Source organism: Streptomyces sp. ISL-10, from assembly GCF_018614575.1.
Taxonomy (GTDB): Bacteria; Actinomycetota; Actinomycetes; order Streptomycetales; family Streptomycetaceae; genus Streptomyces.
The window spans coordinates 58230-79459 of the sequence record NZ_JAGGOJ010000021.1 but is presented as its reverse complement, the minus strand read 5'-3'; the positions used below and the strand labels follow the sequence as shown (position 1 = coordinate 79459).

General features: G+C 70.0%; 22 protein-coding genes. 17 read left to right on the top strand and 5 right to left on the bottom strand.

What is annotated here, in order from left to right; genetic code table 11:
- Positions 1-86 precede the first annotated feature (86 nt).
- From J7E88_RS25090 to J7E88_RS25060, 7 genes are all read left to right on the top strand, one after another.
- The gene (locus tag J7E88_RS25090) at positions 87-1091 is read left to right on the top strand and encodes an ABC transporter permease (RefSeq protein WP_215184858.1); all 1005 of its coding nucleotides are present in this window, start codon (positions 87-89) and stop codon (positions 1089-1091) included.
- Between the two features lie 131 nt (positions 1092-1222).
- Positions 1223-2998, top strand: coding sequence for an ABC transporter substrate-binding protein (locus J7E88_RS25085; RefSeq protein WP_215184856.1), 1776 nt, complete (start codon positions 1223-1225; stop codon positions 2996-2998).
- Between the two features lie 131 nt (positions 2999-3129).
- Positions 3130-4128: an ABC transporter permease gene (locus J7E88_RS25080; RefSeq protein ID WP_215184854.1), complete on the top strand. Its 999-nt coding sequence runs from the start codon at positions 3130-3132 to the stop codon at positions 4126-4128.
- Positions 4125-5249, top strand: coding sequence for an ABC transporter ATP-binding protein (locus tag J7E88_RS25075; protein WP_215184852.1), 1125 nt, complete (start codon positions 4125-4127; stop codon positions 5247-5249). The genes J7E88_RS25080 and J7E88_RS25075 overlap by 4 nt, the downstream gene beginning before the upstream one ends.
- Positions 5250-5266: 17 nt before the next feature.
- Entirely contained in the window at positions 5267-6712 is a 1446-nt protein-coding gene (locus tag J7E88_RS25070; protein ID WP_308307603.1) for a dipeptide ABC transporter ATP-binding protein, read from the top strand.
- Between the two features lie 42 nt (positions 6713-6754).
- Positions 6755-7426 (top strand): trimeric intracellular cation channel family protein, encoded by a 672-nt coding sequence (locus tag J7E88_RS25065; protein WP_215184848.1) that lies wholly within the window; start codon positions 6755-6757, stop codon positions 7424-7426.
- A gap of 22 nt (positions 7427-7448) precedes the next feature.
- On the top strand, positions 7449-8303 hold the full coding sequence (locus J7E88_RS25060) for a thioesterase family protein (protein ID WP_215184846.1): 855 nt from the start codon (positions 7449-7451) through the stop codon (positions 8301-8303).
- 150 nt (positions 8304-8453) lie between these two features.
- On the opposite strand, the gene J7E88_RS25055 is transcribed toward J7E88_RS25060, so the two are convergent.
- Complete coding sequence (locus tag J7E88_RS25055) at positions 8454-9068, bottom strand: TetR family transcriptional regulator (protein ID WP_215184845.1); 615 nt, start codon at positions 9066-9068, stop codon at positions 8454-8456.
- 94 nt (positions 9069-9162) lie between these two features.
- Between J7E88_RS25055 and J7E88_RS25050 the strand changes: the two genes are divergently transcribed.
- The 3 genes from J7E88_RS25050 to J7E88_RS25040 all read left to right on the top strand — a co-directional run bounded on the left by J7E88_RS25050 (position 9163) and on the right by J7E88_RS25040 (position 10896).
- Positions 9163-9315, top strand: a complete 153-nt coding sequence (locus tag J7E88_RS25050) for a hypothetical protein (RefSeq protein ID WP_215184843.1) — start codon at positions 9163-9165, stop codon at positions 9313-9315.
- Between the two features lie 32 nt (positions 9316-9347).
- Positions 9348-9620 (top strand): DUF4190 domain-containing protein, encoded by a 273-nt coding sequence (locus J7E88_RS25045; protein WP_215184841.1) that lies wholly within the window; start codon positions 9348-9350, stop codon positions 9618-9620.
- Positions 9621-9732: 112 nt separating this feature from the next.
- Positions 9733-10896, top strand: a complete 1164-nt coding sequence (locus tag J7E88_RS25040; RefSeq protein WP_215184839.1) for a cysteine desulfurase family protein — start codon at positions 9733-9735, stop codon at positions 10894-10896.
- Positions 10897-10930: 34 nt separating this feature from the next.
- Here the strand turns inward: J7E88_RS25040 and J7E88_RS25035 are convergent, their stop codons facing one another.
- Positions 10931-11602, bottom strand: a complete 672-nt coding sequence (locus J7E88_RS25035; protein WP_215184837.1) for an N-acetylmuramoyl-L-alanine amidase — start codon at positions 11600-11602, stop codon at positions 10931-10933.
- Positions 11603-11662: 60 nt separating this feature from the next.
- On the opposite strand from J7E88_RS25035, the gene mnmA reads away from it, so the two are divergent.
- Both mnmA and J7E88_RS25025 read left to right on the top strand, forming a co-directional pair.
- Positions 11663-12784 (top strand): tRNA 2-thiouridine(34) synthase MnmA, encoded by a 1122-nt coding sequence (mnmA, locus tag J7E88_RS25030; protein WP_215184835.1) that lies wholly within the window; start codon positions 11663-11665, stop codon positions 12782-12784.
- A gap of 163 nt (positions 12785-12947) precedes the next feature.
- The gene (locus tag J7E88_RS25025; protein WP_215184833.1) at positions 12948-13283 is read left to right on the top strand and encodes a hypothetical protein; all 336 of its coding nucleotides are present in this window, start codon (positions 12948-12950) and stop codon (positions 13281-13283) included.
- A gap of 18 nt (positions 13284-13301) precedes the next feature.
- On the opposite strand, the gene J7E88_RS37480 is transcribed toward J7E88_RS25025, so the two are convergent.
- Positions 13302-13853: a DUF397 domain-containing protein gene (locus J7E88_RS37480; protein ID WP_251023159.1), complete on the bottom strand. Its 552-nt coding sequence runs from the start codon at positions 13851-13853 to the stop codon at positions 13302-13304.
- 576 nt (positions 13854-14429) lie between these two features.
- On the opposite strand from J7E88_RS37480, the gene J7E88_RS25015 reads away from it, so the two are divergent.
- Positions 14430-14894 (top strand): hypothetical protein, encoded by a 465-nt coding sequence (locus tag J7E88_RS25015; protein ID WP_251023158.1) that lies wholly within the window; start codon positions 14430-14432, stop codon positions 14892-14894.
- Between the two features lie 439 nt (positions 14895-15333).
- On the opposite strand, the gene J7E88_RS37135 is transcribed toward J7E88_RS25015, so the two are convergent.
- The gene (locus J7E88_RS37135) at positions 15334-15507 is read right to left on the bottom strand and encodes a hypothetical protein (RefSeq protein WP_308307596.1); all 174 of its coding nucleotides are present in this window, start codon (positions 15505-15507) and stop codon (positions 15334-15336) included.
- Between the two features lie 37 nt (positions 15508-15544).
- The gene (locus J7E88_RS37130; protein WP_308307595.1) at positions 15545-15844 is read right to left on the bottom strand and encodes a hypothetical protein; all 300 of its coding nucleotides are present in this window, start codon (positions 15842-15844) and stop codon (positions 15545-15547) included.
- 312 nt (positions 15845-16156) lie between these two features.
- Between J7E88_RS37130 and J7E88_RS25005 the strand changes: the two genes are divergently transcribed.
- The 4 genes from J7E88_RS25005 (at position 16157) to ligA (ending at position 20871) form a co-directional block, all read left to right on the top strand.
- On the top strand, positions 16157-16696 hold the full coding sequence (locus tag J7E88_RS25005; RefSeq protein ID WP_215184829.1) for a TIGR00730 family Rossman fold protein: 540 nt from the start codon (positions 16157-16159) through the stop codon (positions 16694-16696).
- A gap of 16 nt (positions 16697-16712) precedes the next feature.
- A complete protein-coding gene (locus tag J7E88_RS25000) occupies positions 16713-17405 on the top strand; it encodes an SDR family oxidoreductase (protein WP_215184827.1) in 693 nt (230 codons plus the stop codon).
- 235 nt (positions 17406-17640) lie between these two features.
- Positions 17641-18657 carry a methionine synthase gene (locus J7E88_RS24995; protein ID WP_215184825.1) on the top strand — a complete coding sequence of 339 codons (1017 nt, stop codon included), beginning with the start codon at positions 17641-17643 and terminating at the stop codon, positions 18655-18657.
- Positions 18658-18723: 66 nt separating this feature from the next.
- Complete coding sequence (ligA, locus tag J7E88_RS24990) at positions 18724-20871, top strand: NAD-dependent DNA ligase LigA (protein WP_251023175.1); 2148 nt, start codon at positions 18724-18726, stop codon at positions 20869-20871.
- Positions 20872-21230 lie beyond the last annotated feature (359 nt).

Genomic DNA, 21230 nt, shown 5'->3' with positions numbered 1-21230 from the left:
ACCACGTGCACCACATGTTGTGAAAAATGCCGCTACAGCGGCGGGTACGGGCCGGTCACCTCCGGCCGAGAGGGGTCCCCACCACGATGACGGCACCATTGCACGACACCGCCACGGACGCGGACGAGGTCGCGACCGACGGTGTCGCGGCGGATGTAGTCAAGAAGTCGGTCGAGGGTCGGTCACTGCGACAGATCGCCTGGTCCCGTCTCAAGCGGGACAAGCTGGCGCTGGCCGGCGGCGTCGTGGTCGTCTTCCTCGTACTGGTGGCGATCTTCGCGCCGTTGATCGTCGGCCTGCTGGGCCACCCCCCGAACGAGTTCCACCAGGACGAGATCGACCCGCTGTTCGGCACGCCCAAGGACGCCTTCGGAGGCATCAGTTCCGAATTCCTCCTGGGAGTCGAGCCCGGCAACGGCCGCGACGTCTTCAGCCGGATCGTCTACGGCGCCCGGATCTCCCTGCTCGTCGCGTTCCTCGCCGCACTCGTCGCGGTCATGCTCGGCACCGTCTTCGGCATCGTCGCCGGCTACTTCGGCGGCTGGATCGACTCGATCATCAGCCGGGTGATGGACATGCTGCTGGCCTTCCCGCAGCTGCTCTTCATCATCTCCCTGGTCTCGGTGCTCCCCAACGACCTGCTCGGACTGACCGGCAGCAACGTCCGCATCGCGATCCTCGTCGCCGTCATCGGCTTCTTCGGCTGGCCCTATGTCGGCCGCATCGTGCGCGGACAGACCCTGTCCCTGCGCGAGAAGGAGTACGTGGAGGCCGCCCGCAGTCTCGGGGCCGGCCGGCGGTACGTGCTGTTCAAGGAGCTGCTGCCCAACCTGGTCGCCCCGATCACCGTCTACACCACCCTCATGATCCCCACGAACATCCTCACCGAGGCGGCGCTCAGCTTCCTCGGGGCAGGTGTGAAGCCGCCGACCGCCTCCTGGGGGCAGATGCTCTCCACGGCCGTGGACACCTACCAGTCGGACCCGACCTTCATGGTCGTGCCCGGTCTGGCGATCTTCGTGACGGTGCTGGCCTTCAACCTCTTCGGGGACGGCGTGCGGGACGCGTTGGACCCCAAGGGCACCCGTTGACCGCCACCGACCCCGCGGCGCCGTCCGGCCGCAGACAACCGAACGTGCCCCTGCCACAGAGGTCAGGCGGCTCCCCGATGGTTCCCCGGCGTTCCGCCAAGAACCGCGCTTATCCGGAGGTTGCAGGAACAATGACTCCCCTTCGTTCGTCGAGGACCCGGCGGATCGCCGGCGCGGCGCTGGTAGTCGCCGCTCTCACGGCCACCGCGGCGTGCGGTGGCGGTGGTTCCAAGGACAAGGACAACGGTGGCAAGGCCGCCGGCTACAACGCCGCGGTCAAGGGCATCGCCAACGCGTCCGCCAAGAAGGGCGGCACGCTGAAGTTCATCGGCAAGCAGGACTTCGACTCCACCGACCCGCAGCGCCAGTACTACGGCATGGCCTGGGACTTCTCCCGCTTCTACGCGCGCCAGCTGGTCTCCTACGCGCCGAAGCCGGGCGCGGCCGGCGCCGAGCTGGTCCCCGACCTCGCCAAGGCGAACGGCAAGGTCACGGACGACGGCAAGACCTACACCTACGAGCTGCGCGACGGGATCACCTGGGAGGACGGCACGCCGATCACCTCCAAGGACATCAAGTACGGCATCGAGCGCATCTGGGCCACGGACGTCATCACCGGCGGCCCGTCCTACCTGCGCCAGGTCCTCGACCCCAAGAACGAGTACAAGGGCCCGTACAAGGACAAGTCCCCGGACAAGCTCGGCCTGAAGGCCATCGAGACCCCGGACGACAAGACCATCGTCTTCAAACTGGCGACGCCCAACGGTGACTTCGAGCAGATGCTCGCCATGCCGGCCGGCTCCCCGGTGAAGCAGGAGAAGGACACGGGAGCCAAGTACCAGCTCAAGCCGTTCTCCTCCGGTCCGTACAAGTTCGAGTCGTACACGCCCAAGAAGGGCGCCGTCCTCGTCCGCAACGACAAGTGGCAGAAGTCCTCGGACCCGATCCGCGCCGCCCTGCCGGACAAGATCACGGTCACGATCAACTCCAACATCGAGGCGATCGACCAGCTGCTCATCAAGGGCGAGTACGACCTCGACCTGAACGCCACGGGTATGTCCCAGTCGGGCCGCACCACGGCGCTCAAGCAGCACAAGGACAACGTCGACAACATCGAGACCAGCTTCATCCGGTACGTCGACATCGCCACCAAGGTCAAGCCGTTCGACAACGTCGACTGCCGCAAGGCCGTCATCTACGCCGCCGACTACAAGTCGATGCAGACTGTCCGCGGTGGCCCGGCCGCCGGTGGCGAGATCGCCACGAACATGCTGCCCAAGTCCATCAAGGGCGCGGACGACTACGACCCGTACGGCATCCTCGCCCGCGGCGGCAAGCCGGACGTCACCAAGGCCAAGGAAGCGCTGAAGAAGTGCGGCAAGCCCGAGGGCTTCTCGACCGTCATCAGCGCCCGCAGCAACAACCCGGGTGAGGTCCAGACGGCCGAGGCCCTCCAGCAGTCGCTGCAAGCGGTCGGCATCAAGGCGGAGGTCGAGCCGATCGACGGCGCCGAGTCCTCCTCCATCACCGGTTCGCCGGCCGTCGTCAAGAAGCGCGGTCTGGGTCTCGTGATGACGGGCTGGGGCCCGGACTTCCCGACCGGCCAGGGCTTCTCCCAGCCGCTGGTCGACGGCCGGTTCATCGCCCCGAACGGCAACTACAACGTCTCCGAGACGAACGACCCGAAGATCAACAAGTTCTTCGACGACGCTCTGAAGGAGACGGACCCCGAGAAGGCCGGTGAGATCTACAAGCAGATGAACCACGCGGTCGCGGACCTCGCCGTCCAGATGCCGTTCATCTACGAGAAGAACTTCACCTGGCGCAGCTCGCGGCTGACGAACGCCTACTCCACCGCGGCGTACAACGGCCGTTACGACTACGTCTCCCTGGGCGTCGTCAAGTAACCAGTCCTCGTGACAGGTCACACCCCACCATCGCCCAACCCGCCAGTCCCGAAGGGCAGGTGATGGCCTCGGGCGGCGGCCCGGGGACCCCGTAATCCGGGGACCTCCGGGCCGCCGCCGGGCCGCGCACAGTGCTTGCATACGTCATCCGGCGATTGTTCGCCGTCGCCATGATGCTGTTGGTCGTGACCCTGACGACCTTCGTCATCTTCTTCGTGCTCCCGAAGTGGGCCGGCTCGGACCCCGCGTACCTCTTCGCGGGCAAGCAGACCGACCCCGCATCGATCGAGGGCATCCGCCAGAAGCTGGGGCTCAGCGACCCGGTGCTGGTGCAGTTCTGGCACTTCGTGCAAGGCCTGTTCGCCGGTCGGGACTACACCAACGGCGCGGACGTCACCCACTGCCCGGCCCCGTGTTTCGGCTACTCCTTCCGCACCGAGCAGGAGGTGTGGCCGCTGCTGTCCGAGGCGATCCCGGTCACCCTGTCGCTCGCCGCGGGCGCGTGCCTGCTGTGGATCGTCGGCGGTGTCTCGGCGGGTGTCGTCTCCGCACTGCGCCGGGGCAGCATCTGGGACCGCGGCGCGATGACCGTCGCACTGGCCGGCGTCTCGCTCCCCATCTACTTCACGGGTCTGCTCTCGCTCGCGATCTTCAGCTACCAGCTCGACTGGGTCAGCGGCGAGTTCGCGCCGCTGGACGAGGACCCGGCCCAGTGGTTCCAGACGCTGATCCTGCCGTGGATCACCCTGGCCTTCCTCTACGCGGCGATGTACGCCCGGCTGACGCGGGCCACCATGCTCGAGATCATGGGCGAGGACTACATCCGTACGGCCCGTGCCAAGGGCCTGAAGGAGAAGACCGTCATCGGGCGGCACGCGATGCGGTCGACGTGGACCCCGGTGCTGACCCTGCTGGGCCTGGACCTCGGCGCACTGCTGGGCGGAGCGGTGCTCACCGAGACCACGTACAACCTGCCGGGACTCGGCCACCTCGCGATCGAGTCCATCAGCTCCAAGGACCTTCCCCTCATTCTCGGCGTCACGCTGTTCGCGGCGCTGTTCATCTGCGTCGCGAATCTCCTCGTCGACCTTCTGTACGCCGTCGTCGACCCGCGAGTGAGGATCGGATGACCGACCTGACCAAGCCCAGCAACGAGGACCTCGTCGCGACGGGCACCGCACTGGGGGAGCCGGCCGCCGCCGGCTCGCCCACCCCCACCGCCTTCCTCGAAGTACGCGACCTCAAGGTCCACTTCCCCACCGACGACGGTCTGGTCAAGTCCGTCGACGGCCTCAGCTTCCAGCTGGAGAAGGGCAAGACGCTCGGCATCGTCGGCGAGTCCGGCTCCGGCAAGTCCGTCACCTCACTCGGCATCCTCGGCCTCCACACGGCGGGCCAGTACGGTCGGCGCCGGGCGCAGATCTCCGGCGAGGTGTGGCTGGACGGCACGGAGCTGCTGAGCGCGGACCCCGACGAAGTGCGCAAGCTGCGCGGCCGCGACATGGCGATGATCTTCCAGGACCCGTTGTCCGCCCTGCACCCGTACTACACGATCGGGCGCCAGATCACCGAGGCGTACCTGGTCCACCACGACGTCGACAAGAAGACCGCCCGCCGGCGGGCGGTCGAGATGCTCGACCGGGTCGGCATCCCGCAGCCGGACAAGCGCGTCGACAGCTACCCGCACGAGTTCTCCGGCGGTATGCGCCAGCGCGCGATGATCGCCATGGCCCTCGTCAACAACCCCGAGCTGCTGATCGCCGACGAGCCGACGACCGCCCTGGACGTCACCGTCCAGGCCCAGATCCTCGACCTCATCAGGGACCTGCAGAAGGAGTTCGGCTCCGCGGTCATCATCATCACCCACGACCTGGGCGTCGTCGCCGAGCTCGCCGACGACATCCTGGTGATGTACGGCGGCCGGTGCGTCGAGCGCGGCCCCGCCGAGCAGGTCTTCTACGAGCCCCAGCATCCCTACACCTGGGGCCTGCTGGGCTCGATGCCGCGCATAGACCGGGACCAGACCGATCGGCTCATCCCGGTCAAGGGCTCCCCGCCGAGCCTCATCAACGTCCCCGACGGCTGCGCCTTCAACCCGCGCTGTCCGTACGCCGATGTGCCCAAGGACAACCTGACGCGCACCGTCCGCCCCGAACTCAGCGAGGTGGGCAGCCGGCACTTCTCGGCCTGCCACATGTCGCAGGAGGAGCGGACGCGGATCTGGACCGAAGAGATTGCGCCCAAGCTGTGAGTGAGAACGACGTGACGATCCCGGAGCAGACGGCCACCGCGCCTTCCTCACCTGCCGTACCGTCCTCGCCCGAGGCGCTGCTCAAGGTCGAGGGCCTGGTCAAGCACTTCCCCATCAGGAAGGGGCTGCTGCGGCGCCAGGCGGGGGCCGTCCAGGCCGTCGACGGGCTGAGCTTCGACGTCCGGCCGGGCGAGACCCTGGGTGTCGTCGGCGAGTCCGGCTGCGGCAAGTCGACCATGGGGCGGCTCATCACACGGCTGCTGGAACCGACCGGTGGACGGATCGAGTTCCAGGGGCACGACATCACGCACCTGGGCGTCGGGAAGATGCGCCCGCTGCGCCGCGACGTGCAGATGATCTTCCAGGACCCGTACTCCTCGCTGAACCCGCGCCACACGATCGGCACGATCGTCTCGGCCCCCTTCACGCTCCAGGGCGTACGGCCCGAGGGCGGCGTCAAGAAGGAGGTCCAGCGGCTGCTGGAGCTCGTGGGCCTGAACCCCGAGCACTACAACCGCTATCCGCACGAGTTCTCCGGCGGCCAGCGCCAGCGCATCGGCATCGCCCGCGCGCTCGCGCTCAAGCCGAAGCTGGTCGTCGCGGACGAGCCCGTCTCCGCGCTGGACGTGTCGATCCAGGCGCAGGTGGTCAACCTGCTGGACGACCTCCAGGACGAACTGGGTCTCACGTACGTGATCATCGCCCACGACCTGTCGGTGATCCGGCACGTCTCGGACCGCATCGCGGTGATGTACCTCGGCAAGATCGTCGAGCTGGCGGACCGCAAGTCGCTGTACGAGATGCCGATGCACCCGTACACCAAGGCGCTGCTGTCCGCGGTGCCGGTGCCGGACCCGCGCCGCCGCGGCGTGAAGAGCGAGCGCATCCTGCTCAAGGGCGACGTCCCGTCCCCGATCTCGCCACCGACCGGCTGTCGTTTCCACACGCGGTGCTGGAAGGCGACGGAGATCTGCACCACGCAGGAACCGCCGTTCCTCACGCTTGAGCCGGGTCGGCAGGTGGCGTGCCACCACCCGGAGAACGCGGAGGACCAGGTGCCGCAGGACGTGGCCCTGGCGTCGGCGCGCGAGGCGGTCGCGATAGTGACGGCGACGCCGAAGTCGGTGGAGACGGTCTCGTCCGAGGAGACACCCTCGAAGCCCTCGAAGCCCTCGAAGGAGGAGGCTGCCCAGGAGGGCGAGGCGGTGCGGGACGAGCCGGCGCGGGAGAAGGCCGAGAGCTCGACCGACTCGGCCTCGGCGGACACCGCTGAGGCTCCGACCGAGGCGGAGGCCGACGCCGTCGCCGACGCTTCGACCGACGCCGGAGGCGAGGTCTCGGAGGAGACCGCTGAGGCGCCTGCGGACGGCGGATCCGCCGACGCGGCTCCCGAAGCCGCCGACGCGCCCTCGGCCGCCGAGGGCGACGGGCCCGAGAGGTCGGAGGGCGTCCGCAAGGAATAGCGCCGCGCAGCACGTGGTCGCCGGACACGACACAATCGTGCGGTGTTCCAAGAACTGTTCACCCCCTCCGTCCAGCATGCGCTCGACCTCGCCGGGATCTTCGTCTTCGCGATCTCCGGCGCGCTGCTCGCCGTGCGCAAGAACTTCGACGTGTTCGGCATCGCCGTGCTCGCCGAGGTCACGGCGCTGGGCGGAGGGCTGCTGCGCGACCTGATCATCGGGGCCGTACCGCCCGCGGCCTTCACCGATCTCGGGTACTTCCTCATGCCCCTGGTGGCCACGGGCCTGGTCTTCTTCCTGCACCCGCACGTGGAGCGCATCCAGAGCGGCGTCAACGTCTTCGACGCGGCGGGTCTGGGGCTGTTCTGCGTGACCGGCACGACCAAGGCGTACGAGTACGGGCTGGGGCTCACCTTCTCCGCCGCGCTCGGGCTGGCCACGGCGGTCGGCGGCGGTGTGCTGCGCGACGTGCTGGCCAACGAGGTGCCGTCGCTGCTGCGCTGGGACCGCGACCTGTACGCCGTGCCCGCGATCGTGGGTGCCTCGATGGTGGTGCTGTGCATTCGGTTCGACGTGCTGAACGCGGCGACGAGCGGGCTGGCCGTGGTGACCGCGTTCGTGCTGCGACTGCTGGCGATGCGCTACCACTGGCGGGCGCCGCGCGCCTGGAACCGGCGGTCGGAGGCGACCGAGGAAAAAGCTACCGCTCAGTAGTTGTTTGTTGTACGGTACCGGCATGGCAGAGGCAGCGCAGACGGCACGGGCGACCGTCGGGGACAGTGAGTTCGACCGCGACACCGCGGTCACCCTGCGCGAGACCGGCGTCTACGACGCGGAGCTCTCGGCGGGCTGGACGATCATCCAAGCCGTCAACGGCGGCTATCTGCTGGCGATGCTGGGTCGTGCGCTCGGGGACGCGCTTCCGCACCCCGATCCGTTCACGGTCTCGGCGCACTACCTCACGGCCTCCCGGCCGGGCCCCGCGGTGATCCGTACCGAGGTCGTCCGCACCGGCCGTACGCTGTCCACCGGGCAGGCGTCCCTCCTCCAGTTCGAGGAGGACGGCACGGAGGTGGAGCGCATCCGGGTGCTCGCCTCCTACGGCGACCTGGACGCGCTCCCGGACGATGTGCGCACGTCGGCGAAGCCGCCCGAGATCCCGCCGCTGGAGCACTGCCTCGGCCCCTCGGACGGGCCGGCGCCCATTCCCGGCAGCTCGGCGATCACCGAGCGCCTGGACATCAAGCTGGACCCGGCGACGGTCGGCTGGGCCGTCGGCGCGCCGTCCGGCAAGGGTGAGATGCGGGGCTGGTTCGCGCTGGCGGACGGGCGCGACGCGGACCCGCTGTCGCTTCTGCTGACGGTGGACGCGCTGCCTCCCACGTCGTTCGAGCTGGGCCTGACGGGCTGGACGCCGACCGTGGAGCTGACGACGCACGTGCGCTGCCGCCCGGCTCCGGGCCCGCTGCGGGTGTCGATCACGACGCGCAACCTGGCGGGCGGCTTCCTGGAGGAGGACGCGGAGGTCTGGGACTCCGCGGACCGCCTGGTGGCCCAGTCCCGCCAACTGGCGAAGGCCCCGCGCGCCTGACGCCCCGGGGCGCTGCCCCCATGGACCCCGTGGCGCCCGGTGCATGGCACGTCGCACCCGTGCCGCCGTGCCGGGCTTTCCGCACGCCCGCATACCCCGCAGGCCCGTCGACGCGAGGGCCTCACTCCCCGCTGAGCGCCGCCCCGCGCCTCAGTCCAGCCAGTGCCTGCGCCCCAGGGCGATCAGCCTCAGTTGGCGTCGGGCCACGCTCGTCACCCGGCCCTCGCCCTCCGGGCCCGCCTCCAGGAGGGACGAGGCCGTCATCACCATGTGATCGACGCACATGCCCGCGAGCATGTGCAGATCGTCCTCGCTCCAGCCCTTGGATCCCGGGTCCCGCGCGAACACCGCTGCCACCTCGTCCGCGAACCGCCCCAGCTGTTCGGCTATCGCCTCCCGTACCGGCGCGACCCCGCCATGGCGTTCACGTGCGACGAAGCGCACCTGCGCGGGCGACGTGCGCACCAGGTCGGCGATGAGCGCCACCGTGCGGTCGATGCGCACGGAGTCGGCCGAGTCGGTGAGCGCCTCGCCGATCGTCGCGTGGAGGCTGCCGAGCGTCTCCTCGACGAGCGCGACGCCGAGGTCGGCCATGTCCCGGAAATGCCGGTAGAACGCGGTCGGCGCGACGCCCACCGTCCGGGTCACCTCGCGCAGTCCCAGGCTGCTCAGGCTCTGCTCCTCCAGCAGCCGCAGCGCCGCGTCGAGGAGTGCCTGACGGGTCTTCCGCTTCTGGGCCTGCCGGATGCCGACGGTGTGACTCATGACATTCAGTAAACAACCGTTCTCGGGGAAACCGAAGAATAGACTGATGAGTCAGTGAACAGTCGTACTCTGAAAGTTCACCGAAAGGACGACCGTGTTAGTCCTCGTCGCAGCACTCCTCCTCATGGGCGTGATGCTGGGCGCCGTGGTCCAACTCCCCGCTCCCGTCTCCCTCGTGGCCGGCGCCGTCATCGGCTGCTGGCTGCTGGTCTTCGCCGTGCGCGAGTTCCGCGCCCGGCGCAACTGACCCCGCACCGACCCCCGAAGGAGAAAAACCTCATGCAACTCGCCATGCCCGTACGCGGGGGCGAGCGGCGCAAGGACGCCGACGGCATGGCCGTCGCCGCCTTCGTACTCGGCCTCACAGGGCTGCTGGTGATGAACATCGTGCTCGGCCCCACGGCCGTCGTGCTCGCCGTACTCGCCCTGCGGCGCGGCACCGTGCGCCGCGGGCGCGCGCTCCTCGGGCTCGCGCTCGGCATCGCCGACCTCGTGGTCCTCGCCGTCCTTGTCACGGTGAACGGATCCGTTGTCTGGAGCTTCGGCGGCTGAGCCGTCACCGGGGGAGAGCCGCCCCCGCACCTGCCGGGGACGCACGCAGGACGACCGTGCACCCCTGCGCCGCAGCCGCGCCCCCACCGTGCCTCGTAGAATCGAGGCCACCATGGCATACCTCGACCACGCCGCGACCACTCCGATGCTTCCGGAGGCGGTCGAGGCGATGACCGCCCAGCTCGCCGTCACCGGCAACGCCTCCGCGCTGCACGCCGCCGGGCGCCGGGCCCGCCGTACCGTCGAGGAGGCCCGCGAGACGCTCGCCGAGGCCCTCGGCGCACGGCCCAGCGAAGTCGTCTTCACCTCCGGCGGCACCGAGGCGGACAACCTCGCCGTCAAGGGCCTGTACTGGTCGAGGCGTGACGCCGACCCCGCCAGGACCCGCGTCCTCGCCAGCCCCGTCGAGCACCACGCCGTCCTCGACGCCGTCGACTGGCTGGCCGAGCACGAGGGCGCGTCCGTCGAGTACCTGCCGGTCGACGCGTACGGCAGGGTCCACCCGGAGACCCTGCGCGAGGCGATCGAGCGCAACCCCGACGATGTCGCGCTGGCCACCGTCATGTGGGCCAACAACGAGATCGGCACGATCTTCCCGGTCCGTGAACTGGCCGCGGTGGCACGGGAGTTCGATGTTCCGCTGCATGCCGACGCCGTCCAGGCCGTAGGCCAGCTCGAGGTCGACTTCGCCGCTTCGGGGCTCGCCGCGATGACCGTCTCCGGTCACAAGATCGGTGGCCCGTACGGCATCGGCGCGCTGCTGCTCGGCCGCGAGTACAGCCCGGTGCCCGTACTGCACGGCGGCGGCCAGGAGCGGCACGTGCGCTCCGGCACGCTGGACGCCCCCGCGATCGCGTCCTTCGCCGTCGCCGCACGGATTGCGGCCGAGCGCCGCGAGGACTTCGCCCGTGACATCGGTGCGCTGCGCGACGAGTTGGTCCGCGCGGTACACGATGCCGTGCCCGACGCCATCCTCGGCGGCGACCCGGTCGACCGGCTCCCCGCCAACGCCCACTTCACCTTCCCCGGCTGCGAGGGCGACTCGCTGCTCCTGCTGCTGGACGCGCAGGGCATCGAGTGCTCCACCGGCTCCGCCTGCACGGCGGGCATCGCCCAGCCCAGCCATGTCCTGCTCGCCGCCGGCACCGATCCGGACCTGGCCCGCGGGACCCTGCGCTTCAGTCTCGGCCACACCTCCACGAAGGCCGACGTGGACGCGGTGGCCCGCGCCATCGGGCCAGCCGTCGAACGGGCCCGTACGGCAGGACTCAGCTGAGACCTGTCACAGGGCCCCGGCCCGCCCGCACGGCTCAGGCCGCCTCCTCGGCGGCGGCCGCCTCCCGCACCAGCTTCATATAGCGCTTCCAGTCCCAGTGCGGCCCCGGATCCGTGTGGTCCGTGCCCGGGACCTCGACGTGGCCGATGATGTGCTCACGGTCGACGGATATCGCGTACCTCGCGCAGATGCCCGCCGTCAGCTTCGCCGACGCGCGGTACATCGCGTCCGTGAAATCCTGCGGGCGGTCCACGAAGCCCTCGTGCTCGATGCCGATGCTGCGCTCGTTGAACGAGCGGTTGCCCGCGTGGAAGGCGACGTCCAGCTCGCGGATCATCTGCGCCACATGACCGTCCTTGCGGACCACGTAATGCGTCGCCGCGCCGTGGCCCGGGTCCTTGAAGACCTTCAGCGCCGTGGGGTAGCTGCCCTGGACGACATGGATGATCACGCGGTCGATGCCGTAGTCCTCGGGCCGGTCGGCCAGGCGCCAGTTCCCCCGGGACGCGGCTGTCCACTCGGCGCCGGCGTGGTCGATCTCGCCGGCCTTGCGCGGCTTGGCCATGCCCGGCAGCCGCCACCAGGCACGCCGCAGCTCGTCCTGAGCCACGACACCGCCGCCCACGAGCACGGCACCGGTGCCGATCAGAACGGCGCGCCGGCTCGGACCGGACCTGCCCTTGCCGTGCTTCTTGTCACTCCCCATGCCGATCACAACGCATACGCGCGAGCCTTCGGTTCCCCGGCCCCGTACCCTGGTAGCGCTATGACTGAGACTTCCCCGCGCCCCCTCCGTGTGCTCGCCGCCATGTCCGGTGGTGTGGACTCCGCCGTCGCCGCCGCGCGCGCCGCCGAGGCCGGGCACGATGTCACCGGTGTCCACCTCGCGCTCTCCGCGAACCCGCAGTCGTTCCGTACGGGCGCCCGCGGTTGCTGCACCATCGAGGACTCCCGCGACGCGCGCCGCGCCGCGGACGTGATCGGCATCCCGTTCTACGTGTGGGACCTCGCCGAGCGCTTCCGCGAGGACGTGGTCGAGGACTTCATCGCCGAGTACGAGGCCGGCCGCACGCCCAACCCGTGCCTGCGCTGCAACGAGAAGATCAAGTTCGCCGCGCTGCTGGACAAGGCGCTCGCGCTCGGCTTCGACGCGGTGTGCACCGGCCACTACGCCACCGTCGTCCTCAAGGAGGACGGCACCCGCGAGCTGCACCGCGCCAGCGACATGGCCAAGGACCAGTCGTACGTCCTCGGCGTCCTGGACGAGAAGCAGCTGGCCCACGCGATGTTCCCGCTCGGCGACACGCTCACCACCAAGGACGAGATCCGGGCCGAGGCCGAGCGGCGCGGGCTCGCGGTCGCGAAGAAGCCCGACAGCCACGACATCTGCTTCATCGCCGACGGCGACACCCAGGGCTTCCTGGCGGACCGTCTCGGTGCGGCGGAGGGCGACATCGTCGACGAGGCCGGCAACAGGCTGGGCAGCCACGACGGCGCGTTCGGCTTCACGATCGGCCAGCGCAAGGGCCTGCGCATCGGGCACCCCGCCCCGGACGGCAAGCCGCGCTACGTACTGGACATCTCCCCGGTGAACAACACGGTGACCGTCGGCCCGGCCGAGGCCCTGGACGTCACCGCCCTGACCGCGATCAAGCCCCGCTGGTGCGGCGCGGCCCCTTCCGGCCCCGGCGCTTACACGGCGCAGCTGCGCGCCCACGGGGGCGAGACCGGGGCGACGGCGGAGCTGGTGGACGGGGAGCTGCACGTCACCTTCACCGAGCCGGTCCGCGCGGTCGCGCCCGGCCAGGCGATCGTGCTCTACGACGGCACACGCGTGGTGGGCTCGGCGACGATCGCGACGACGCGGCGGGCGGCGGCTGTCGCCTGACGCCGCTGCCGGGCTGGGCCGGGGCGGTCGCCCGACGGCGGCGGTCAGACTGAGCCTGGCGTCAGGCGCCGCGCTCGTGACGGAGACCCCTGAGTACCTTGGGCGCCGCGGTTGAGTACGCGGACCAGTGTGCCGGGGCAGGCGGCGCGTTTGGATCAGGGACATGAACCGGACTGATCCCCTCCCACTGCCCGAGGCCGCCAGGGCTACGGACCACATTCGCATGTGGTCGGTGCTGGCTGCCGTCCTCTTCCTGCCCGCCACGCTGACGGCCGGAGTGCTGACGCTCGCCTCCGACCGGGCATCTCGCTGTCTGACGTACGGGGAGCAGTGCGGCACGTCGCTGCCGGGCTGGTTGTTCGGGTGGGGCGTCGGGCTGGGGCTTGCGGCGTGGGTCGTCGCGCTGGCGGCACCCGCGGTGTGGGTGCGACGGGTGGCGTTCGCCGTGCAGCTCCTGGCGGAGTGCGCGGCGCTGGTGGTGATCCTCAGCCACGCGTGACGCCTGGGATTCGCGAGGTCAGAGCGCCCCGTGGACCCCCGGCGGCCCGGCCCCGGGCCGCGCCGCCCCGCCGCTATCGCCTGACAGTCCCCGTCGGCCCGGCTGGGCAGTGGCGTCAGGCGCCGGGGAGGGCACCGGGTGGCCGCTGAGCCGCGCTCCCGCGACGAAGGCCGCGAACGCGCGGCGGTCGACCGCGAACGTCCGGTGCGGGAACACGCTGTCCCGGACGGCTATGTCTCCGTCGGAGACGGCGACCTCGACGCAGTTGTTGCCGCCGCCACCGCAGTACGATGAGCGCCTCCAGTCAAGTGGCCCGTTCCCCGCAGTCGTCTCACAGCTTGCTTGCGATGGACCGGATGAGCTCCTGGGAATCATCGGAGGGAGGGCCGACTCCTCCATCATGTCCAGCCGGGAACGATAGTTGGCGAGTGGTGTCGGCGCATCCACGAAGTTCGCGCCGAGTGCGGTGTCCAACTGCACGGTGTCGAGCTGTGGGACGGCACCTTCCACGAAGAGGACCGACTGTCCTGCGCCGTGGAACCCACCGACGCTGAACGGGATGACGAGCAACGTGATGTGGGGATGTTTCGCGGCGCCCGCAAGACGCTCCAGCTGGGCGCGGGCTCTTGATCCTCGACAGGGTCGCCGATCATTGGGGTGGCTGCTGCCTGCACGAGACGCTGTTCGGAGAAGGCGGCAAGGTCATCTGGTTCGAGCTGTGTCTGGGGGCAGGCCCGCCTCCGCCGGGTGCAGCCACGCTCGCGGCTTGAAACCCCGCCGCCCCCGCCGCGGCTGGCGACGATGTTCGCCCCTTCCCTGCCCAGGCGGGGGAGGGGGGCCGGCTGCCGGGCTCTGCCAGGCAATTTGGCTCAATTCGCGTGTAATTGCCGCCGTTGCTTCTGTGAACTCTCGCCGGCCCTCGGCTTAGAATGGCTGTTGGCGTTTCGGCTGTACGGGGAGGGCGCTGTGGCGCACGGGGGAGACGGGGCGGCGGCGTTCGCCGGACACGGGGAAGTCGTTCGACAGCCTGTACGCGGTGAACCCGCAGCAGGCGTTGGCCCACCGAGGCTCCTCGCATTGAAGACCACTCTGAGCGCACAAGCGCTCCTCGTGTCCCTCGCTCTCACTACCCTCACGGGATGCAGCATGACTGGCACCAAAGACTCCGACGAGATCCCCTCTGCGGGCACCAGCACCTCGCAGGACGCCGCCGATGAAGCAAAGAAAGTCTCCAGCGAGCTCTACGGCCTGATCGGCATCAAGGGAGAGGCGTCCAACACCGGCCCCGGCGTCAAGGAATGCGGAAACAAGGATCCGGAGAAGTACTTCCAGATCTTTCACCCGTGGAGCCTTACCCCGGCATCGGCCGACCAGCTTGGTGGTGTGATGGAGCGGCTCAAGGAGGAACTTCCCAAGCACGGCTGGAAGGTCGTCGATTATGGGCCCGACACAAGCAAGAACAAGAACCTCAACCTCACTGCCGACAACGACAAGAAGAGGCACAGCGTCAACATCGTCCATCGCGCCAAGGCCAAACCGCCACACCTGAGTCTGATGGTCGTGTCCGGCTGTTACCAGGTGCCGGACGGTCAGAAGGTCGACCGGTTCTGAACCTCCTGCTTCCGTGACGCGCAGGCGCGGGATGGCACGGTCCGCCGCCCGCGCCCGTGCCGTGGACCCGGTTCTGCCCGCTTTGCCTGATCGTGCCTGTCGGGGTCTGTGCGGTCGCCTCCGGCACCGACATCCTCGCGACATGCGGGAACAGGTGGGGCGACCGCCGCCGCGCGGGCCGGAATCGTTCCCGGCTCGGTGGCCATCGTCGTGCCGGACGCCGTCATCGCGTGGGCCTGCTCGGTGCTCAGCGAAACACTCGGTGCTCAGCGAAACATACGGATAACCGAGCGAGACTCCCGAGCGCCATCGGTGCATCCGCACCACTTCCGGACCGGGGTGGTTCCTTGCGCGAGCCACTGTCTCCGAAAGCGGTCGCTGAGTGCCGCAATGGACTCTGCGACCGCGTTTTACGGGCCGAGTCGGGAGGGCCGGGCCTTCAAGAGGCCGCCCCGGTCAGCATCGGCGCCAGCACATGCGTCGCCACCTCGCGCGTCTGGCCCGTCAGCGTCCGGTGCCGGCCGCGGGGGAGCGCCGCCGCCACCGCGTGCGCCGCCTCCCGCACCCCGGCAGGGCTCGCCCCGCCGTCGACGACCAGCACGCGCTCGGTCACCGCCGCCGGCTCGCCGCCGGAAGGCTGCCGTGCCCCATCACCGCGTGGTCGTACGCGAGAGTGTGGCCAGCGCCTTCATGTCCGCCCAGACCGGGAGCTGCCGCAGTCGCAACAGCGCCTCGGGTGGCATCCCCACCGCCCCCAGGAACTCCGTCAGCGCAGCGCCCCGGCGGTCCTTGGCCAGCAGGGCGCGCATCCGGGCCTCGTAGTCGGCCCCCTCCTGCAGCTCGGAGCCCGTCTCGAACGGCGACTCGTAGACCGACAGCCTGGTGATCGGCAGCCCGGCGGACACTGTCCGCAGCGCCAGTGCGGCACCCGAGGAGATGCCGTGGACCATGGCGCTCCCGTCCGCCTGGCGCGATCACTGCGGCGAGATTCTCGATCTCCTGCTCCACCGCGTACGTAGCGGTGTCACCGCTGCTTCCCCGGCCGCGCCGGTAGTAGATGATCACGCTGAAGTGTTCCGCGAGCAGCTCCGTCGGCGGCGCGTGCGTAGCGCCGGTGTGCAGCACATCGCCGAGCAGCGCCAACGCCTCTCCCTCGCCGCGCCATTCGTAGACGATGCGTGTACCGTCCGCCGATTTCGCCCTGTTGAGCGTCGTGCCCGAGAAAGATTTCACGGCGGGCTTCCGGCCCGTACGGTTGCCCCATGAACATCTGCGTCTTCCTTTCCGCCGCCGACCTCGACGAGCGCTACACCCGCCCCGCCCGTGAATTCGCGGAGCTCATCGGCAAGGGCGGTCACACCCTGGTCTGGGGCGGCTCCGACGTCGGGCTGATGAAGGTCGTCGCGGACGGCGTGGCGGAGGCCGGCGGCAGGCTGGTCGGGGTGTCCGTGGAGTTCCTCCAGTCCAAGGCGCGGGCCACCGCCGACGAGATGGTCGTGGCCCGGGACCTCGCCGAGCGCAAGGCGCTGCTCCTCGCCAAATCCGACGCGGTCGTCATCATGGTCGGCGGCACCGGCACGCTGGACGAGGCCACCGAGATCATGGAGCTGAAGAAGCACGGCCACCACATCAAGCCGGTGGTCCTGCTCAATGCCGCCGGCTTCTACGACGGGCTGAAGGAGCAGTTCCAGCGGATGGAGAAGGAGGGCTTCCTGCCGCTGCCCCTGACCGACCTGGTGTTCTTCGCCGAGGACGGCGCGGCCGCCATGGCCTACCTGGAGGAGAGTGCCGGCATCCAGTAGTGCGAGCATGTCCGGCATGGCTACCCATCTGATCACCGGCGCAGGCTCCGGCATCGGCGCGGCGGTCGCCCGCCGTCTGCACGAGCGGGGCGACGACATCGTCCTCGTGGCACGTGACGCGGGCCGCGCCAAGGAGTTCACCGCGCGGTTCCCCGGCGCCCGTACGCTCGTCGCCGACCTCGCCGCACCCGACCGCATCTCGTGGGCGCTCGGCCACCAGACCGTGCCGGACCGCGTCGACTCGCTGCTGCACATCGCGGGCATTGTCGACCTCGGCCCGGTCGGTGAACTGACGCCGAAGATCTGGCACCAGCAACTCGACGTGAACCTGATTGCGCCCGCCGAGCTCACCCGGCTCTTCCTGCTCCAACTGCGCGCCGCCCGGGGCCACGTGGTCTTCGTCAACTCGGGCGCCGGTCTCAATGCCCATGCCGAATGGGGCGCCTACGCGGCCTCCAAGCACGGCCTCAAGGCGCTGGCCGACTCGCTGAGGCACGAGGAGCACGCGGCCGGGGTACGGGTGACATCGGTGTACCCGGGCCGGACGGCGAGCCCGATGCAGGCCAAGGTGCACGCCCAGGAGGGCAAGGAGTTCGACCCGTCGCGCTGGATCGACCCCGAGTCGGTCGCCACGATGATCATCACCGCGCTCGATCTGCCGCGAGACGCCGAGATCAACGACGTGACGGTGCGGCCGGGGCGAGGCTGACCCGGACGTACGCGGGGGGCGCTGACCCTTCCGGCATGCGGCGGTGCGCTGACCGGGACGTGCGCGGCGGGCTGCTGACCCCACCCGGCGCGGCGGGCCGCCGACCGTCGGGCACGCTTGGAGGCGCTGACCCGGAGTTACGTGGCGAGGCGTGACTCCGACAAGCGCCTGCGGGCCCGCGCCGCCGGCAGCAGCCCCACGCTCCCCCCGCCGCCCCGCCGCGTACGCTTCCCGCGTGAGCGAGAAAGAGCACTTCACCTGGGGAACGGCGGCGACCGGTGTCGGATCCATGCCCGGCGGGGACGCCCGGGAGAGCGCGAGGACCGTCACCGGGTCCGTCGAGGACTTCCCCCACCTCGCCGAGCTGCCCGCCCGCGGGCCCGGCGCGGACATGATCGGGCGGACCATCGGGCTGCTCGTCGAGATGTACGCCCATGTCGAGCCCAGCGGCTGGCGGGTCAGCGACCGGCCGGGGCGCGACACGCGCCGCGCGCACTCCTGGCTCGGGGAGGACCTGGACGCGCTGGAGGAGTTCACGCAGGGGTACCAAGGGCCGCTGAAGGTCCAGGCGGTCGGTCCCTGGACGCTCGCCGCCTCCCTGGAACTCCGCGGCGGCGAGGCCGCGCTCGGTGACCCCGGCGCCTGCCGGGACATCACCGCCTCTCTCGCCGAGGGCCTGCGCGGCCATCTGGCCGACGTACGCCGCCGGGTCCCCGGCGCGCAGGTCGTGCTCCAGCTCGACGAGCCCTCCCTCACCGCCGTGCTGCGCGGGCAGATCCGCACGGCCAGCGGCTACCGCACCCACCGCGCGGTGGACCGCCAGGTCGTCGAGAGCGGGCTGCGGGACATCGTCGCGGTCAGCGACGATCCGGTGGTCGTGCACTCCTGCGCGCCCGAGGTGCCGTTCGCGCTGCTGCGCCGCGCCGGAGCCCAGGGGATCTCGTTCGATTTCGGGTTGCTCACCGAGCGTGAGGAGGAGGCGATCGGCGAGGCCGTCGAGGGCGGCACCAAGCTCTTCATGGGCGTCGTCCCCTCCACCGACACCGCATCGGCCGGATTGTCGGTGGGCGCCGATATCGTCAAGGGTGTACGGACACTTTGGCGCAGGCTGGGGCTGAATCCGGGGACTCTGTCCGAGTCGGTCGTGATCACCCCGGCCTGCGGCCTCGCAGGCGCCTCGCCCGCGTACGCGCGCGCGGCACTCGCCCACTGCGTCCGCGCAGCGAGATCCCTCGCGGACAACCCTGAGTAACGGGTGCACGGCAGACGGAAGGACGAAACGGTGGCTGGCGAACAGCAGACGGCACTGCCCGCCGATATGCGGGAGCAGCACGCCCAACTCGCCGAGCAGATCGAGGAGCACCGCTTCCGGTACTACGTGAAGGACGCCCCGATCGTCAGCGACGCGGAGTTCGACAGGCTCATGCGCCAGCTGGAGGCGATCGAGGAGGAGTACCCGGCGCTGCGCACCCCCGAGTCGCCGACCCAGAAGGTCTCCGGGGACTACGAGACCGAGCTCACCAAGGTCGAGCACCGCGAGCGCATGCTCTCCCTGGACAACGCCTTCGACGACGCCGGGCTCGCCGCCTGGGCCGAGCGCGTCGCCCGCGACGTCGGCGCGCCCGGCTACCACTTCCTGTGCGAGCTCAAGGTCGACGGACTCGCGGTCAACCTCACGTACGAGAAGGGCCGCCTGACCCGGGCGGCCACCCGGGGCGACGGCCGCATCGGCGAGGACATCACACCGAATGTGCGCACCATCGCCGAGATCCCCGACCGGCTGCGCGGCGACCGTGTCCCCGACCTCGTGGAGATCCGCGGCGAGGTCTACTTCCCGATGGAGAAGTTCCAGGAGCTCAACGAACGCCGCGTGGCGGCGGGCGAGCAGCCGTACGCCAACCCGCGCAACTCCGCCTCCGGTTCGCTGCGCCAGAAGGACCCCAGGGTCACCGCCAAGCTCCCGCTCCACATGGTGGTCCACGGCATCGGCGCCCGCGAGGGCTTCGACATCGACCGGCTGTCCGAGGCGTACGACCTGATGCGCGCCTGGGGTCTGCCGGTCGCCCGGCACAGCGAGGTCGTGGGCTCCCTCGACGAGGTGCGGCAGTTCATCGCCCACTTCGGCGAGAACCGGCACTCCGTGGAGCACGAGATCGACGGCGTCGTCGTCAAGCTCGACGAGATCCGGCTCCAGGGACGGCTCGGCTCCACCGCGCGCGCCCCGCGCTGGGCCATCGCCTGGAAGTACGCGCCGGAGGAGGTCAACACCAAGCTGGTCAACATCCGGGTCGGCGTGGGCCGCACCGGCCGGGTCACTCCCTACGCGCAGGTGGAGCCGGTCACGGTGGCGGGCTCCGAGGTCGAGTTCGCGACCCTGCACAACCAGGACGTGGTCAAGGCCAAGGGCGTCCTCATCGGCGACACCGTGGTGCTGCGCAAGGCGGGCGAGGTCATCCCGGAGATCCTCGGGCCCGTCGTGGACCTGCGGGACGGCACCGAGCGCGAGTTCGTGATGCCGGCCGAGTGCCCCGAGTGCGGGACGCCGCTGCGGGCCATGAAGGAGGGCGACGTCGACATCCGCTGTCCCAACGCCCGGTCCTGCCCGGCCCAGTTGCGCGAGCGCCTGTTCTATCTCGCGGGCCGCGAGTGCCTGGACATCGAGGCGTTCGGCAAGGTGGCCGCCGCCGCGCTGACGCGGCCGCTTGAGCCGGCCGACCCGCCGCTGAAGGACGAGGGGGACCTGTTCGACCTCACCGTCGAGCAGCTGCTGCCCATCAAGGCGTATGTCCTCGACCAGGACAGCGGACTGCCCAAGCGGGACCCGAAGACGGGCGAGGACAAGGTCGTCACCGTCTTCGCGAACAAGGAGGGCGGCCCCAGGAAGAACGCCCTGGTGATGCTGGACAACATCGAGGCGGCCAAGCAGCGCCCGTTCGCCCGCTTCCTCAACGGGCTGTCCATCCGCCATGTCGGACCGGTCGCCGCTGCCGCCCTGGCCCGGGAGTTCCCCTCCATCGAGCGGATCGAGCAGGCCACGGAGGCCGAGCTCGCCGCGACCGACGGCGTGGGGCCGATCATCGCCGCCTCCCTCAAGGAGTGGTTCGAGGAGGACTGGCACCGCGAGATCCTGCGCAAGTGGCGTGCGGCCGGGGTCCCGCTGAGAGCGGAGACGACAGGGGAGCCCGAAGGGCCGCGCCCGCTGGAGGGGTTGACGGTCGTCGTCACCGGCACCCTGGAGAAGTACACCAGAGATGGCGCAAAAGAGGCGCTCCAGAGCCTTGGAGCGAAAGTGGCCGGTTCCGTTTCCAAGAAGACCAGCTTTGTCGTGGTCGGGGACAACCCCGGTTCGAAGTACGACAAGGCCATGCAGTTGAAGGTGCCGGTGCTGGACGAAGCGGGCTTCGCGGTCCTCCTGGAGCAGGGCCCCGACGCGGCTCGTGAGGCGGCTGTGACCGAAGAGGCGTGACACGTACGGAAAGTGGTGTTTCCGCGGGGGCGCACGGGGAGCCCGGAGGGGGCGCGCGGGGGCCGGAAAGCGACGCGCGGGGCGCCGGTGGAACGGCCGGTACAGGTCACCCGTTCAGCGCATAACAGATGGATGAGGATGGCTGGGTCGCATTCGGGCAAGAGCTGTAGAGCGCTGCCCGTCCGAGCCTCCTGCGGCCTACTGTTGAGACGTGCGCCTGTCGTGCACGGCTGCGTGGTGGGATTTCAGTCGTGGTGGCATGACGAACGGGAGCCATCGCACGGTCCCGTTCTGTTCGGTCAGGCCCGGGATCAGGCCCGGAGGATCGACAGGGCAGGGCCGCATCGGCACCGCCGGCT